This window comes from Methylomonas aurea (assembly GCF_024505045.1).
Classification (GTDB): Bacteria; Pseudomonadota; Gammaproteobacteria; order Methylococcales; family Methylomonadaceae; genus Methylomonas; species Methylomonas aurea.
This window is the reverse complement of record NZ_JANIBM010000011.1, coordinates 44280-59726: the sequence shown is the minus strand read 5'-3', so window position 1 is coordinate 59726 and position 15447 is coordinate 44280. Positions and strand designations below refer to the sequence as shown.

The 15447-nt window shown below is 58.9% G+C and carries 9 protein-coding genes and 1 pseudogene; 5 read left to right on the top strand and 5 right to left on the bottom strand.

Annotated elements, in window-relative coordinates; genetic code table 11:
• Nucleotides 1–13: 13 nt before the first annotated feature.
• Both NP603_RS11260 and mepA read left to right on the top strand, forming a co-directional pair.
• A pseudogene (locus tag NP603_RS11260) lies at nucleotides 14–1635 on the top strand (SulP family inorganic anion transporter).
• Nucleotides 1636–1796: 161 nt separating this feature from the next.
• The gene (mepA, locus tag NP603_RS11255) at nucleotides 1797–2675 is read left to right on the top strand and encodes a penicillin-insensitive murein endopeptidase (protein WP_256610978.1); all 879 of its coding nucleotides are present in this window, start codon (nucleotides 1797–1799) and stop codon (nucleotides 2673–2675) included.
• Nucleotides 2676–2717: 42 nt separating this feature from the next.
• Here mepA and NP603_RS11250 read toward each other — a convergent pair whose 3' ends face one another.
• The 5 genes from NP603_RS11250 to NP603_RS11230 form a co-directional block, all read right to left on the bottom strand.
• Nucleotides 2718–5933 (bottom strand): EAL domain-containing protein, encoded by a 3216-nt coding sequence (locus NP603_RS11250; RefSeq protein WP_256610977.1) that lies wholly within the window; start codon nucleotides 5931–5933, stop codon nucleotides 2718–2720.
• Nucleotides 5930–6934 (bottom strand): ABC transporter substrate-binding protein, encoded by a 1005-nt coding sequence (locus NP603_RS11245; RefSeq protein WP_256610976.1) that lies wholly within the window; start codon nucleotides 6932–6934, stop codon nucleotides 5930–5932. The genes NP603_RS11250 and NP603_RS11245 overlap by 4 nt, the downstream gene beginning before the upstream one ends.
• 285 nt (nucleotides 6935–7219) lie before the next feature.
• Nucleotides 7220–7696 (bottom strand): FKBP-type peptidyl-prolyl cis-trans isomerase, encoded by a 477-nt coding sequence (locus NP603_RS11240; RefSeq protein ID WP_256610975.1) that lies wholly within the window; start codon nucleotides 7694–7696, stop codon nucleotides 7220–7222.
• Nucleotides 7697–7756: 60 nt separating this feature from the next.
• Nucleotides 7757–8230, bottom strand: coding sequence for a transcription elongation factor GreB (greB, locus tag NP603_RS11235; RefSeq protein WP_256610974.1), 474 nt, complete (start codon nucleotides 8228–8230; stop codon nucleotides 7757–7759).
• 40 nt (nucleotides 8231–8270) lie between these two features.
• Nucleotides 8271–9488 (bottom strand): MFS transporter, encoded by a 1218-nt coding sequence (locus tag NP603_RS11230; RefSeq protein WP_256610973.1) that lies wholly within the window; start codon nucleotides 9486–9488, stop codon nucleotides 8271–8273.
• A 248-nt stretch (nucleotides 9489–9736) separates the two neighbouring features.
• Here NP603_RS11230 and NP603_RS11225 point away from each other — a divergent pair, with 248 nt between their 5' ends.
• The 3 genes from NP603_RS11225 (at nucleotide 9737) to NP603_RS11215 (ending at nucleotide 15446) form a co-directional block, all read left to right on the top strand.
• Nucleotides 9737–10609 carry a PilZ domain-containing protein gene (locus NP603_RS11225; RefSeq protein WP_256610972.1) on the top strand — a complete coding sequence of 291 codons (873 nt, stop codon included), beginning with the start codon at nucleotides 9737–9739 and terminating at the stop codon, nucleotides 10607–10609.
• 436 nt (nucleotides 10610–11045) lie between these two features.
• Complete coding sequence (locus NP603_RS11220; RefSeq protein ID WP_256610971.1) at nucleotides 11046–12308, top strand: MdtA/MuxA family multidrug efflux RND transporter periplasmic adaptor subunit; 1263 nt, start codon at nucleotides 11046–11048, stop codon at nucleotides 12306–12308.
• A 3-nt stretch (nucleotides 12309–12311) separates the two neighbouring features.
• Nucleotides 12312–15446, top strand: a complete 3135-nt coding sequence (locus NP603_RS11215) for an MdtB/MuxB family multidrug efflux RND transporter permease subunit (protein WP_256610970.1) — start codon at nucleotides 12312–12314, stop codon at nucleotides 15444–15446.
• Nucleotide 15447 lies beyond the last annotated feature (1 nt).

Sequence of the window (15447 nt, the reverse complement as noted above, 5' to 3'; positions counted from 1 at the left end):
TTCCGGAGCATTCATGGCAAATCCAATTCATCAAGCAAATCGTTCCGGGAAGGAGTCTGCATCCGCAAACCGGCTGAGCGACCTATATGCCGGCTTTTCCGTATTTCTGATTGCGTTGCCGCTGTGCCTCGGCATCGCCACGGCCTCGGGATTTCCGCCGATGTCGGGCATCATTGCCGCCATCGTCGGTGGACTGCTGGTATCCCGCATCAACGGTTCGCAATTGACCATCACCGGACCGGCAGCCGGTTTGATCGTGGTGATTTTCAATGCGGTGGCAAGCTTGGGCGGCGGCGACCACTGGGCCGGTTACCGTTACACGCTGGCGGCGGTAGTAGTGGCCGGCCTGCTGCAAATCGTACTCGGCTATTTCAAGGCCGGCCGCTTGGCCGGCTTTTTCCGGCCTCGGTGGCGCACGGCATGCTTGCCGCGATCGGATTGATCATCATCGTCAAGCAATTGCCGGTCATCGCCGGCTTGCAAACCCATGGCGGCGACCTGCTGGCAAACATCGGCCTGTTACCGCAAATCCTGACCTTTTTTGTCCCGACCACCGGGCTGATCGGCTTGGCCGGCATCGTCACGCTGTTGGCCTGGCCCTATTTGCGGCATCGCTGGTTTCGGCGAATTCCGGCACCCATAGTGGTGATCGGTGTGGGCGTGTTGCTCGGCAAACTCTTCGGGCTCGACCAACCGCAACCCGAACGCGCCTTCGTATTGCCACCGGACCTCGCGTTTGCCGCGGATTTTCTGGTGGCGCTTCCGGCCAGTCTGGCTGATAGCCTGCAACAACCCGATTTCGGCAAATTGGCGAGTTGGGCGTTTTGGGAAAGCGTTATTGCCATTTGCCTGATCGGCAGCCTGGAGACCCTGCTCAGCGCAGCCGCGGTCGACAAGCTCGATCCCGCCCGACGTTACTCAGACTTGAACCGGGAATTGGCGGCGATCGGCGCCGGCAACGTGGTCTCCGGCATGCTCGGCGGTCTACCGATGATTACCGAAATTGTCAGAAGCTCGGCCAATATCGATGCCGGCGCCCGCAGCCGTTGGGCCAATTTCTTTCATGGCGGTTTTTTGTTGTTATTCGTCGTGCTGTTTCCGAGCTGGATCGGCGCCATACCGCTGGCATCGCTGGCCGCGCTGCTGGTCTATACCGGCTACCGCCTGGCTTCGCCCAAGGTTTTCGCCAAAAGCATGGATTTGGGCAAGGAGCAATTGGCCTTATTTCTGATCACGATCATCGCGATCCTGGTCGGCAACTTGCTCTCCGGAGTAGTGATCGGCATCGGCGCGAAGGTTCTGCTGCACCTGGGCCGCGGCGTGCCGCTGGCCCACCTGTTGAGCCTGTCTTACCACTTGCGAGCGGACAGCAACGAACAATGGACCGTCAAAGTCGACGGCTCGGCGTTGTTCTCCAATTTCTTGGCGTTAAAAAGCGAGCTGGCCGCGCTCGGCGACGGCAAAACCGTGATCTTCGATCTGAGCGATGCCGACTTAATCGACCACACCGTCATGGAATTCATCGACGGATACCGGATGGATTACGCTGCCCGCGGCGGCCGTTGCGAAATTCGCGGCTTGGAGAATCTGCAAGCCTTGGGCGACCACGCCCTCGCCGCCCGCAAACGGTTTTAACCGGATGACTGAGCCCTGTTAACCCGCGGACCGGGCGGCATAAAACGGGCAATGCTGTGCAATTGCCCGCTGCCGTGATTTATCATTGCTTGCGAAGGCCCAACCGGCGCTTCGCCGCAGTAAAACCCCAAAACCGATAGACTCAATTTTTGCGCCTACCCATGAAACATCTAAATTCGTCCCGCTACCGTGTCGGCCTGTTGTGTTTTTTCCTGAACTCATCGCTAGCGATACCGGCCGCTGCCGCCGGGTCGGAGGCCGCCACCTGGGCGGCGATCAGCCACCCCAGCACCAGTGCCGATGGCGGGCAAAGTATTGGCAGCTATACTGCCGGCTGCATTGCCGGCGCGGCGACGCTGCCGTTGCAAGGCCCCGGTTACCAAGTCATGCGCCTGTCGCGCAAACGCTATTACGGTCACCCGCTACTGGTCGACTTCATCCAACAACTCGGTCTGACCGCCGAACGGGAGGGCCTCGGTTCGTTACTGATCGGCGATCTCGGCCAACCGCGCGGCGGCCCGACACCGAGCGGACACCGTAGCCACCAAACCGGCCTGGACGTCGACATCTGGTTTTTGCTGCTGCAGCCGGCAGAAACCCGCATCTTGAGTGCGGCGGAACGGGAAGCCTGGAACGCGCCGTCCGTCGTCGACGGCCGCGCCGATGCGGTCGATCGGAGGCAATGGACCGCGGCGCACGCCAAAATTCTGGAAGCGGCAGCAAGCCAGCCGGAAGTAGACCGAATCTTCGTCAACCCCAGCATCAAACAGGAACTTTGCAACCGCAAAGCGCTTGGCTCGTCTGGCTGGCTACGGAAAATCAGGCCATGGTGGAAGCACGACGACCATTTCCACGTTCGCCTGAAATGCCCCCCCGGCAACGGCCTGTGCCAAGCCCAAGAACCGTTGCCGGCCGGCGACGGCTGCGACGCCAGCCTAGCCTGGTGGTTTTCCGAAGAAGCCAAAGCCCCGGGAAAAAGCGCGCCGCAACCGGCACCGCCCTTGCCGCCGCAATGCGAGCGCGTGTTGCAGCAACCCTGAACGGCGCAGCGGCTTGACCAGACAGCCGCGACCCGTCGCCGGCTAATCCTGGTCGAAGCCGGTCAGCAGTACCAACAATTCCGATCCGGTCATGGGTTGGTTGAACAGATAACCTTGGGCATAGTCGCAGCCCGCCGCGATCAGCCAATCGCGCTGCTGCTCGGTCTCCACACCTTCGGCCACCACTTTCAGGCCCAACTTGTGGGCCATGACGATGATCGCTTCGCACAAGGCCTCGTCCTGGGATTCGGGGCTTAGGTTATTGATGAAGCTGCGGTCGATTTTGATGTAATCGATATCGAATTTTTTGATGTAAGACAGCGACGAATAGCCGGTACCGAAATCGTCGATCGCCACTTGCACGCCGGCGTCGCGGAAATCCAGCAAGCGGGCTTTGGTCAAAGTTTGCGCGTCCAACAACAGGCCTTCGGTGATCTCGACCACCACGGCTGCGCCGTCCAACTCCAGACTCTTCAGGTAATTCAGCCAACCAAAATCGACATCCGAACGCGGCCGGAATTGCACCGGCGACTTGTTCACGCTGATTTGGAAATCGGGTCGATACTGCTCGCGCAACAACTTGGCCTGCTGCACTGCTTCCCGGAATACCCAATCGCCGATATCGTGAATCAGGCCGCTTTCTTCCGCCAGCGGAATGAACTGCGCCGGACTGACCATGCCGCGTTGCGGATGCCGCCAGCGCAGCAACGCTTCTGCTTTGCGGATCGCTCCGCTAGGCAACTCGACGATCGGCTGGTAATACACCTCGAGTTGACGATTGGCCAAGGCACTGCGCAGATCGGTGACCATCCCCAAGCGGAATTGCGCGGTTTGCTGCATCGAGGCCGTGAAAAAGCTGTAACAGTTGCGCCCGGTTTCCTTGGCCGCATACATGGCTTGGTCGGCGTTTTTGATCAACTGCTCCTGATCGAGAGAATCGTTGGGATACAGCGTAATGCCGATGCTGGCGGTGACATAGTTCAGTTCGCCGTTCAAAGGGAAGGGTTCCGCCATTTTGCGCAGAATGTTCTGCGCAACGCGTTCTGCGCATTCGCCGTTTTCCAAATCGGGCAGGATAATCGTGAATTCGTCGCCGCCCAGGCGGGAGACGGTATCGGTATCGCGCACGCAACCGGCCAGACGCTCGGCGGCAATCTGCAGCAGACTGTCGCCTTGGATATGCCCGAGAATGTCGTTGATCTCCTTGAACCGGTCCAAATCCAGAAACAACAACGCCAACACACTGCCGTTACGGTGGGCTTTTTTTATCTCGCGCGCCAGACAGTCGAGAAACATGCGCCGGTTCGGCAAACCGGTTAAGGCATCGAAATTGGCTTGCCGCCAAATCTGCTCTTCGGATAATTTTTTCTCGGTGATATCGGAAAACAGCCCGATGTAATGACGGATGTCGCCGTTAGTGGCCGGCAGAGTCGAAATACTCAACAACCCGGCGTGAAATTCGCCGTTCTTTTTTCGGTTCCAGATTTCGCCGCGCCAATAACCATTTTCGCGCACGCTTTGCCACATTTCGGCGAAGAATTCCGGCGAGTGCCGGCCGGAACTCAAAATACGCGGATTCTGGCCGACGGCCTCTTCCCGCGCATAACCGGTCATTGCACAAAAAGCCGGATTGACATCGACGATGTTACCGTCGACGCCGGTAATCATGATGGCTTCGTGCGCTTCCTGGAATACCTGCGCCGATAATTCCAGGCGCTCTTCGGCCTTCTTCCGTTCTGTTACATCGCGGCTGATTCCGACCAAACCGGCAATCTTACCGTCCGCTCCGAAAAACGGCGTCTTCACGGTTTCCAACAACACCCTTTCGCCATCCGGGTAAGTGATCCATTCTTCATGGCCGCTGGAGCGGCCGCTCTGCAAGATTTGCCTGTCATGCCTGCGAAAGCAATCGGCAGTTTCGCTATCGAACAAATCGAAATCGGTCTTGCCGACCAGTTCCGCCTCCCTACTGCCGGCGTAGCGCTCGAACGCCTTATTGCAACCGAGATAGACGCTATCGCGATCCTTGAAGAAAATCAGATCGGGAGCCGCGTCGATCAGGCTGCGCAGTAAAGCTCGTTCTTGTTGCAAGGAATCGCGCAACGCATATTCCTCGGTCACATCGCGAAACACCAATACCACCCCGGAAATTGCGCCGTCCTGGCGTCGAATCGGCGCGGCAGAATCGGCGATCTGGTATTCGGTACCGTCTTTCGCCACCAGAATGGTGTGGTTGGCCAAGCCCATGATGCGCCCGGTAGCCAACACTTTGGCGACCGGGGCTTCGGCCACCTGCCGGCTATGGGCGTTGACGATATCGAAGACCCGTTCCAGCGGCAGTCCGGCCGCGTCCGCCAATTGCCAGCCGGTCAGCTTTTGCGCGACATCGTTCATGAAACTGACCCGGCCTTCAGCATCGGTGGCGATCACCGCATCGCCGATCGAAAACAGCGTAACGGCGAGATTTTCCTTGCTTTCCGCCAACTGAGCGATGGTATCGGCCAATTCGGCCGCCATCCGGTTCAAAGCCTCACCTAAAATAGCCAGCTCGCTGTTGCCGGCCAGCCGCGAACGTACCCGATAGTCGCCGCCGGCGAAACGCCCCACCACATCCACCAAATGCCGTAACGGCCGCTCCATCCAAAGCGAAATCGCGGAGGCCATTGCAAGCAGCAATAAGATGCCGATACCCCAGATCGGGTACATCGAACGGACCAACAAATTCCAGCTTGCCGCCTTGCTTCGCGATAGATCGTAATTCAGCACCAACAAACCGATTTGATTCGGGCGGAGCCTGCCGGGATCGGTAGCCATCGCCACGGCTTGGAACGCGGTCAGCCGCTGCCTGTCTTCGGAGAAACGGATTTCGGCCCGGCGCTCGGCCCGAAACCGGCCGAGTTCCGCCGCCCCCGGTTCGGCGAATAGTTCGGCATAACCCTTTCCGACCCATTCGAAACGGGTCGCCCGCAACACCTTACCGCCTTCGTCCAGCAGCGCGGCGCTGTCAATATGGCTGTCAACCGCCAACTCCGCTATCTGTTCGGAAATCAGTTGCTGTTGCCCATGCCGATACAGGGTTTCGATATGCAACTCGGTGTCCGCCAGCAATCTGCGGACGTCCTCCATCGCTTGAGTTTCGATGCCGATCAACATCCGGCTATGCTGGTAAAAAAGGGAAAACAACAACAGCAGACCGAAACTGGCAACGACCAGAGTCGGCAAGGCTCTGCTTAAGCGAACCGTGACAATCTGTTTCAAGGCTGCGGCTCCGTGACGAATTCGGCAGCGGCAATATTGGCAACATCGACGGGGTCGCCGATCAAGCGTCGTTGCAACATCAACTGGGCCAAATCGGCGGCCACCGGCTGCAACTCGGGCTTATCGCCGGCCAGCCATTGCCGATTGGCAACTCTGTCCGGCAACGTCAAACCTGCGAATAACGGCAACACCTGAGCGGCCGCCACACCCAGCCGCGGCGCCATCCGTTGCGCAGCATCGCCGGGGTTGGCAAAAAAATAGTCGAGTGCTGCGAAATGAGCGCGAACCAGGCTTCGCAAAGCCTGCCTGTGGGCCGCCAAGGCGTCGGCGCGCACCACCAACACGTCTAAAATGCGACCGGGAATTTGCCGGCTGCTGAACAGTTCGCAGGCGCCGGCTGCCAATAAACGGCTGCGAAAAGGCTCGAAGGTGACGACCGCATCGATATCGCCTTGTTGCCAAGCGGCGAGATGGTCATTCACCGTCATCGGCACAATGCCGACCTGACTAATATCCAATCCGGCGCTTTGCAACGCCGCGTCGAGCAACACCGCGCCTGTGGCGGTGTTTTCTACGCCGATCCGCTTGCCTTGCAATCCAGCCACTGCGTCTATCCCGTTCCGCGCGAGCAGCGCATCTGCACCGTTGGAAGCATCCAGTACCAATACGACGCGCAATTCGACGCCGTTTTGCTGCATTACCGCGACCGCCTCGTCCAGGGTTAACGCGGCGGCTTCCACGGCGCCATTCTGCAAGGCATGGGATACCTGGCTGGCTGAGGTCATTTCCACCAAACGTATCGGCGCCGAGCCGAACAAGCCCAAGCTGCGGGCTAGATATAAGGCTTCGTAACCGGGCCAGACGTTGGTCGCGACCCGCAGCAGCGGTTGCGGAGCGGATGCGGTCCAGGAAAAGGCGGTCAGATACAACAGAACGATTAGTCCGACCACTGCGAGTAATGGTCGCAGCTTTGCCGGCAGGGAGCTTTTAACGGTAGGCATCAATACAACGTCCGAGCATTCATTCCGAAACACGAAACATCCGGCTGATTAAAGATGGGCAGACCTCAGAGACTCGACACGCTCGGAAAACCGCCGCGCCGGCAAAAGCCTGAGCAGAAATCGCTGCAGCCCGATTTCCGGCACGGCCGGCACGCCGGCAAGCGCGGACAGCTCACCGTGGTCATTGAACTACAAGATTAGCGACAGCTGGCAGGATTTCAAATCGGCCGGGCTCGACCCGGCCGCGGACCTAACCGGCTGACTTCGGCCGGTGCTGCCGTTCGATCAATGGTGGCAGCCGGCACCGTGGACGTGGCCGTGAGCGATTTCATCGGCGCTGGCTGGTCGCACTTCGACCACTTCCACGTCGAAAGTCAAATCCTCTCCGGCTAACGGGTGATTGCCGTCAATGGTGATATCGTCGCCGTCGATGGCAGTGATGGTAATGACGCCGGGACCGTAGCTGACTTCGGCATGAAATTGCATGCCGACTTCGATGTCCATGCCGTCGAACATGTTTCGGGAGACGACCTGGATCATTTCTTCCGACACTTCGCCGTAGGCCTGGTCGGCCGGAATCGTCACGTTGAAGGTGTCGCCGGCTTGTTTGCCGGTCAAAGCCGCTTCCAGACCGGCGATGATATTGCCGGCGCCGTGCAGGTAAACCAACGGGGCCTCGCCTCTGGAACTATCCAACTGCTCGCCGCTACCGTTGGTCAGGGTGTAATGAATGGAAACGGCGGTTTTATCTGTAATTTGCATAAGGCGCTTTTTGACTGATTAAAAAAGCCGACATGATAAAGCCTTTTGCCGCGCGGCGCGCTATTTCTGGTACTCGATCGAATTGATGTACCAGATAAATACGCCGGCTTCGGTTTTGACCACGGCATCGTCGTCCACTTGTTTTTTCAACAACGCCCGCGCCATCGGCGAATCCACCGAGATATAGTCCTTGCGGTCGAAGATTTCGTCGTAACCGGCAATGCGGAACCGCTTCTTTTCGCCTTCGTCGTTTTCGATCTCGACCCAGGCGCCGAAGAACACCCTGCCTTCCTGATCCGGGTGGTAATCGACCACCTTCAAGGTATCCAGTCGCTTCTGCAGATAACGCACGCGGCGATCGATCTCGCGCAAGCGCTTCTTGTTATATTGGTAATCAGCGTTTTCGCTGCGGTCGCCCAGGCTGGCGGCCCAAGTCACCAGTTTGGTCACCTCCGGTCGCTCTACCCGCCACAAATGATCCAATTCCTGCTGCAATTTTTCGTAACCCTGCCGGGTAATCAACGGTGTCGCCATGGTTTTGCCCGCCTCGTTTCGGGAAGTCGCAGAATACTCGTCAATGCAATTGCCGCAATTGCAATTGGCGCAATTGCGGCGCCAATTTTGCGGTACCGGCCACGACCAGCAAGGTCATCGCGCCGCCGAACACCACCGACGGCACCAAGCCCAACAAGCGGGCCGCGACGCCGGATTCGAATGCGCCGAGTTCGTTGGAAGAGCCGATGAAAATGCCGTTGATGGCCGATACCCGGCCGCGCATCGCATCCGGCGTCGCCAATTGCAAAATCGTGGTGCGCATCACCACCGAGACGCCGTCGAACAAACCGGAAAATAACAAAAACGCGCCGCCCAGCCAAAAACTGTGCGCCAAAGCAAAGCCGATCATACAGACGCCGAAGCCGGCCACGGCCGCCAGCAGCCAGCGTCCGGCATGTCTGTCGATCGGAAACCGGGCCAGGAACAAGCCCATCATCACCGCCCCGACCGCCGGCGCCGCGCGCAGAATGCCCAAACCTTCCGGCCCGTAATGGTAAATTTCGTGGATAAAAGCCGGCAACATCGCCACCGCGCCGCCGAACAATACTGCAAACATGTCCAGCGACTGCGCGCCTAACACGATTTGATTGCCGAACACGAAACGCAAGCCTTCGCCGATACTGGTAAAAATCGGCGCGCTTTCCGCCGGCGGCGGTTCCGCGACCCGCAGCGATAACAATGCCAGCGTGGCGAGCACGCACAAACCGGTCGCTGTTTGGTAAGCCGCGGTCTTACCGGCCCAAGCGACAATCAAACCGCCGATGGCCGGTCCGGCCACCAGTCCGAATTGAAACGCCGAACTGCCGATACCGGCGGCGCGGGCATAATGTTCGCGCGGCAACACCAAGGCGAACAAAGCGCTGTAACTGGGGCCGATAAAAGCCCTGGCGATACCGGTCAATCCGATTGCAGCGTAAATCCAGACCAATGGCTGATTGACGATCCAATTCTCCGCCACGGCAACCAACATCAGGCCATTCACGGCCACCAGCAAGCTGGCGCCCAGCCCGAACCAGCGCCGAGAATAGTGATCGACTGCGTAACCGGCGAACAACGCGCAACAGAAATACGGAATCACCTCGGCCAAACCGATCAAACCCAAGGCCAACGCGTCGTGGGTTAATTCGTAGATATGCCAGCCCACAACGATAGCCATCATCTGGTAGGCCAACACGATCAACAAGCGGAAACTGAGTAATTTGACGAACGCGGGATTGAAATAAGCAGACAGATGCATGTGGTATCTAAGGAAAAGGCCTAATGCGGCAAACCCCGCACCCGACTAAGTGTACCGCGTTTCGCCCAGAGAATGGCCTTGCGTTGGGCCAGACCGACTTGATACCGACCCGCCTGCCTGGGTGGGTTAAAATGGCGGAACGCAGTCTGCGACAATAGCTACGCCCTCGGCGTTGCCGGCAGACAGATTGAGAAATTAACGGCATTGGCTATTATCAAAGCTAATCCGCTTCATCAACGAGGACATCGATGAGCTCGAACGCAACCGATAATAACAACTACAACCGCAGACTCGCGCTTCGCATCTACGAGCAAATCAACCTGTTCTACCAGATCCTTCCCTACGGGGATTCATCCGCGACGAGCGGCTCGGGCGACAGCCGCCTGTCCGGCCGGCAACTGCCGGCCTCGAACAGCATCGAGAACGACACGTTGCAAGCCAATATCAGCGCCAACGGCATGTCGTTTACCTGCAAGGAACGCCTACAAAGCGGCGACTATCTGCAACTCAGAATTTTATTGCTATCGAGCATGACCACGGTCAGCACCTGCGGCCAAGTGGTGTATTGCAAACCCAGCAACCCCTATGAAGACGGCCGCTACCCGCATACGGTCGGCGTCCGTTTCGTTAATTTGAGCGAAACCGACGCCGAATTGTTGCGGCGCCACGTCGAGCGCCGCAAGCGGCAAAGCTTGGCTATCACCGTACTGGCAGCGGCCTTGATCCTGGGAGCACTGGCCATGCCCGATCTGGCCTGGGCAGTGCTTATCGGACTGCTGCACCATATATGGGAAATAGCGCTGCATCTGGCTCACCTGCTGTTCGAGTATCTGGAAATGGGGCTGGACCACGTGGTCGAACATCTGTTCCACACCGGCACCCACGAAACCCAGGTCATCGTGTTCTATACCATCGTCGTTATCGGAGCAGTAGCGCTCTATCTGCTGGGCCGAAAATTACCGGGCGTCGTCAAACGCTGGTACAACGCATTAGGGTTGTTTGCCTCCCGAAAAAAATCCAGTTGTCTGTATTTCTGGGATCAGCAAAGCGGTCTGGACAAGTTGAAAATCGTCGGAATCAGCGCTAGCGCATTGACCGTTTATCTCTATCTGAGTTTCTGAGTTTCGTCACCGCTTACTTCCGCCAGCCATTACCGCGCCAGTTTTACCCGATTTTACACTTCCGGCCGGAACGCTCGGGCCGCACTTCAGTCACAATACCACTTGTATGCCAGGCAGCAGCCGATGTGCAACGGCTGCTGCTTTTCAGACAGCCCGCTACTCATGGGCGGCAGCGATCAGCTTGAACCGGCATATCTCAGAACAATGGCACAGTAAATGCTCAATCAAAATCCTAATTTGAATCGGCAATTTTAATTGTCCGGATTGTTAACGGACGAATAGCAGCGCGTATGACCGACCTTGAACTCCAAATCGACCGCACTCAGACTCGGCCGTTGACCGCGACATCACCCTTCCTTGTCGTGCACGTCGTCGACTTTTCGGCGGCCTGCACGCGCGCCATCCGCTCGCAAACTTTAGTGAAAACCAACTCCGCATGACTCATCGATCGACAACTTCGCTGATCGCCGGCAAAAACCGCCGCTGGCTCTCGCTGGTAACGCTGCTGGCACTCGGCGCTGCCGGCACCGGCATTTATTTTCAAGACGGCATTGCCGCTCCGGAGCAAAAGGCGGAACGCAGCAAGGGCCGACGTTTGTTCCAGGAAGACGACGCGCCGGCCGTCGTCGCTGTGGAAACCGCAGGCAGCGGCGACTTTCCGGTGTATCTGAACGCGCTCGGCACAGTGACCGCACTGAAAACCGTCACCGTCAAGCCGCGCGTCGATGGCGAACTGGTCAAAATCAATTTCAGCGAAGGTCAGTTAGTTAAAGCCGGCGACCTGCTGGCAGAGATCGACCCGCGGCCGTTCCAGGTCCAGTTGCAACAGGTTCAAGGCCAACTGCAACGCGACCAAGCGTTATTGAAAAACGCCGAACTGGACCAGGCCCGTTACCAAACCCTGCTGGAACAGGATTCGATCGCGGCCCAGCAAACCGTAACGCAGGAGGCAGTGGTCAAACAATACCGCGGCAGCGTCGAGATGGATCAGGCGCTGGTCGACAACGCCAAACTGCAACTGGGCTACGCCAAATTGACCGCGCCGATTTCCGGCCGGGTCGGTTTGCGCCAGATCGACCAAGGCAATATCGTCCGCGCCGGCGACGCCAACGGCCTGGTCGTCATCACCCAGTTGCAGCCGATCAGCGTCGTTTTCACGTTGCCGGAAGACCAGTTGCCGGAAGTGGCCAAACGCTACCGAGCAGGTAAAACCATCGACATCGAAGCCTTCGACCGCAGCGGCAAGACCAAGCTGGCCGACGGCAAACTTATCGCGTTGGACAACCAAATCGACCCGACCACCGGCACGATCAAACTGAAAGCCGAATTCGATAACCGCGATCAAACCCTGTTCGCCAACCAATTCGTCAATATCAGGATGCACCTGGAGACCTTGCGCGGCGTCACGCAAATGCCGGCCGCGGCATTGCAGCACGATGCCCAAGGTGCGTTCGTCTATGTGGTGGACGGCGAAAACGTCGCTCATTTGCGCCGCATCGCGCCCGGCCCCGGCAACGACCAGAAAATCGCGGTGCCGTCGGCGTTGGCGGCCGGCGAAGCCTTGATCGTGAACGGCAGCGACCGGGTCAAGGATGGTGGCAAAGTCGATGTCGCCGAAAGGGACGGCCAGACCGTGGCCGCCCCAGCCGATCCGCATCCGGCCGCCGGCCAAGCAGGCAGCCGGCGGAGGCGCGGTTAAACCATGAGCTTCACCGATCCCGGCAAGGCCGGATTCAACCCGTCGCAACTGTTCATTCTGCGGCCGGTGGCGACCTCGCTGTTGATGGTCGCCTTGTTGTTGGTCGGCGTGCTGGCCTACCGGCTGCTGCCGGTGTCCGCCCTCCCCCAGGTCGATTACCCGACGATACAGGTGACGACACTCTACCCGGGCGCCAGTCCTGACGTCATGACGGCGATCGTCACCGCACCGTTGGAGCGCCAATTCGGGCAAATGCCGGGGCTGACGCAGATGACTTCTACCAGTTCCGGCGGCGCCTCGGTGATTACGTTGCAATTCAATTTGCATCTGGACCTGGACGTTGCCGAACAAACCGTACAGGCCGCGATCAATGCCGCCGCCAATTTCCTGCCCGAAGATCTGCCGCAAGCACCGATCTACAGCAAGGTCAATCCGGCGGATACGCCGATCATGACCTTGGCGGTCAGCTCCAAATCGATGCCATTGTTCAAAGTCGAGGATTTGGTCGATACCCGCATCGCCCAGAAGATCGCTCAGTTACCGGGCGTCGGCATGGTCAGCATCAGCGGCGGCCAGCGCCCGGCGGTGCGGATTCAAGCCAACCACAAAGCCCTGGCCGCTTACGGCATCAGCCTGGAAGATGTGCGTAATGCCATCGCCGCCGCCAACGTGGCCCAACCCAAAGGCTCGATCAACGGCCCGAGCCGAGCCGCGACGATAGACAGCAACGACCAATTGCGCTCGGCGGCCGAATACCGCGCGTTGGTCATCACCTATAAAAACGGCGCGCCGGTCAAGCTGGCCGATGTCGCCAACGTGGTCGACGGCGCGGAGAACGTCAGGCTGGCGGCCTGGGCCAATGACCAGGCTGCCGTCGTCGTCAACATTCAGCGCCAGCCCGGCGCCAACGTGATCGAGGTGGTCGACCGCATCAAAGACCTGCTGCCAACATTGCAAGCCTCGCTGCCTAACGGCGTCGAAGTTTCGCCACTGACCGACCGTACCGTGACCATTCGCGCCTCGGTGCGCGACGTGCAATTCGAACTGCTGCTGGCGGTGGCGCTGGTGGTGATGGTGATCTTTCTGTTCTTACGCAACATCCCGGCCACGATCATTCCCGGCGTGGCAGTGCCGCTGTCGTTGGTCGGCACCTTCGCCGCGATGTATCTGGCCGACTTCAGCATCAACAATCTGACCTTGATGGCGCTGACGATAGCGACCGGCTTTGTGGTCGACGACGCCATCGTCGTCATCGAAAACATTTCCCGCTACATTGAGCGCGGCGAGCCGCCACTCAAGGCCGCGCTGAAGGGTTCCGAGCAAATCGGTTTTACCATTATCTCGCTGACTTTTTCATTGGTCGCGGTATTGATTCCGCTGTTGTTCATGTCCGACGTGGTCGGCCGGCTGTTCCGGGAATTTGCTATCACGTTGGCGGTGGCGATTTTGATTTCGGCCGTGGTGTCGTTAACCCTTACGCCAATGATGTGCGCCAAATTGTTGCGGCCCGGCGGCGGCCATCATCAACACCACGAGGTCGGCGACGACTGGTTCGGCCGGCTGATTAAGGTTTACGGACGCAGCCTGAGCTGGGTGATGCGCCGGCAAACCGCCACGCTGTTGGTATTCTTTGCCACCGTGGCGCTGACCGTGGCGATGTACGTCTGGATTCCGAAAGGTTTCTTCCCCAGTCAGGATACCAGCATTATTCAAGGTTTTTCCGAAGCGCCGCAAACCGTGTCGTTTCCGGCGCTGGCCGAGCAGCAGCGCGAGCTCGCCGCTTTGATCCTGAGCGATCCGGCGGTGGCAAGCTTGTCCTCGTTCATCGGCGTCGACGGCATCAACCCGACACCGAACAGCGGGCGGTTTTTGATCAATTTGAAGCCGCACGGCCAACGTCCGCCGTCGGGCAAAGTCATCGCGTCGTTGCGCGAGCGCTTGGCCGGCCGGCCCGGCATTGCCTTGTATCTGCAACCGGTGCAGGATTTGACCATGGAAAACCGGGTCAGCCGCACCCAATACCAATTTACCCTTGAAGGCGCCGATTTGGACCAACTGAACCAGTGGACCGCCAAGTTGGTAGACCGGCTCAGGCAAAAGCCGGAGTTCGGCGACGTCGTCAGCGACGTGCTGGACCAGGGCCGACAGGTGTTCGTCAATATCGACCGGGCTACGGCCAGCCGGCTCGGCGTCAGCACCGCCGCAATCGACGACGCGTTGTACAGCGCCTACGGCCAACGCCTGGTCTCGACCATCTTTACCCAGGCCAACCAGTACCGAGTGGTGCTGGAAGTCGATCCGGCCGAGCAAACCGGGCCGCAAGACTTGCAGGAACTGCGGGTACCGTCGAGCAACGGCACACAAGTGCCGTTATCGGCGATCGCCGAGCTTTCCGAACGGCCGACCACATTGGCGATCAACCATCTGGATCAATATCCGGTGACTACGGTATCGTTCGACCTGGCACCCAGCTACGCCTTGGGCGACGCCATCGCCGCGGTGGAAGCCGCCCAGCGGGAGGTGGAATTGCCGCTTTCTATCCGCAGTGCCTACCAGGGCGCGGCCCAAGCGTTCAACGCTTCGGCGAGCCATACCTTATGGCTGATTCTGGCGGCGATCGTCACCGTCTACATCGTGCTCGGCGTGCTTTACGAAAGCTATATCCATCCGCTGACGATCTTATCCACCCTGCCCTCGGCCGGCGTCGGTGCCCTGCTGGCCTTGCGACTGTCCGGTGGCGACTTGGGCATCATCGGCATCATCGGCATCATTTTGCTGATCGGCATCGTCAAGAAGAACGCAATCATGATGATCGATTTCGCATTGGAAGCCGAGCGCCAGCAGGGCCTGCCGCCGGATCAGGCGATTTTTCAGGCTTGCCTGCTGCGGTTTCGGCCGATTCTGATGACGACTCTGGCCGCGCTGCTCGGCGCCTTGCCCTTGATGCTGGGCACTGGCGTCGGTTCGGAACTGCGCCATCCGCTGGGTATCACCATGGTCGGCGGCTTGCTGCTGAGCCAATTGTTAACGTTGTACACCACCCCGGTTATTTATCTGACAATGGATAACCTGGCGCGCCGGGTCGAAACCGTACTGGGGGTCGATTCCGGAAACGCCGTGGAACAGGACCTCGATTGAG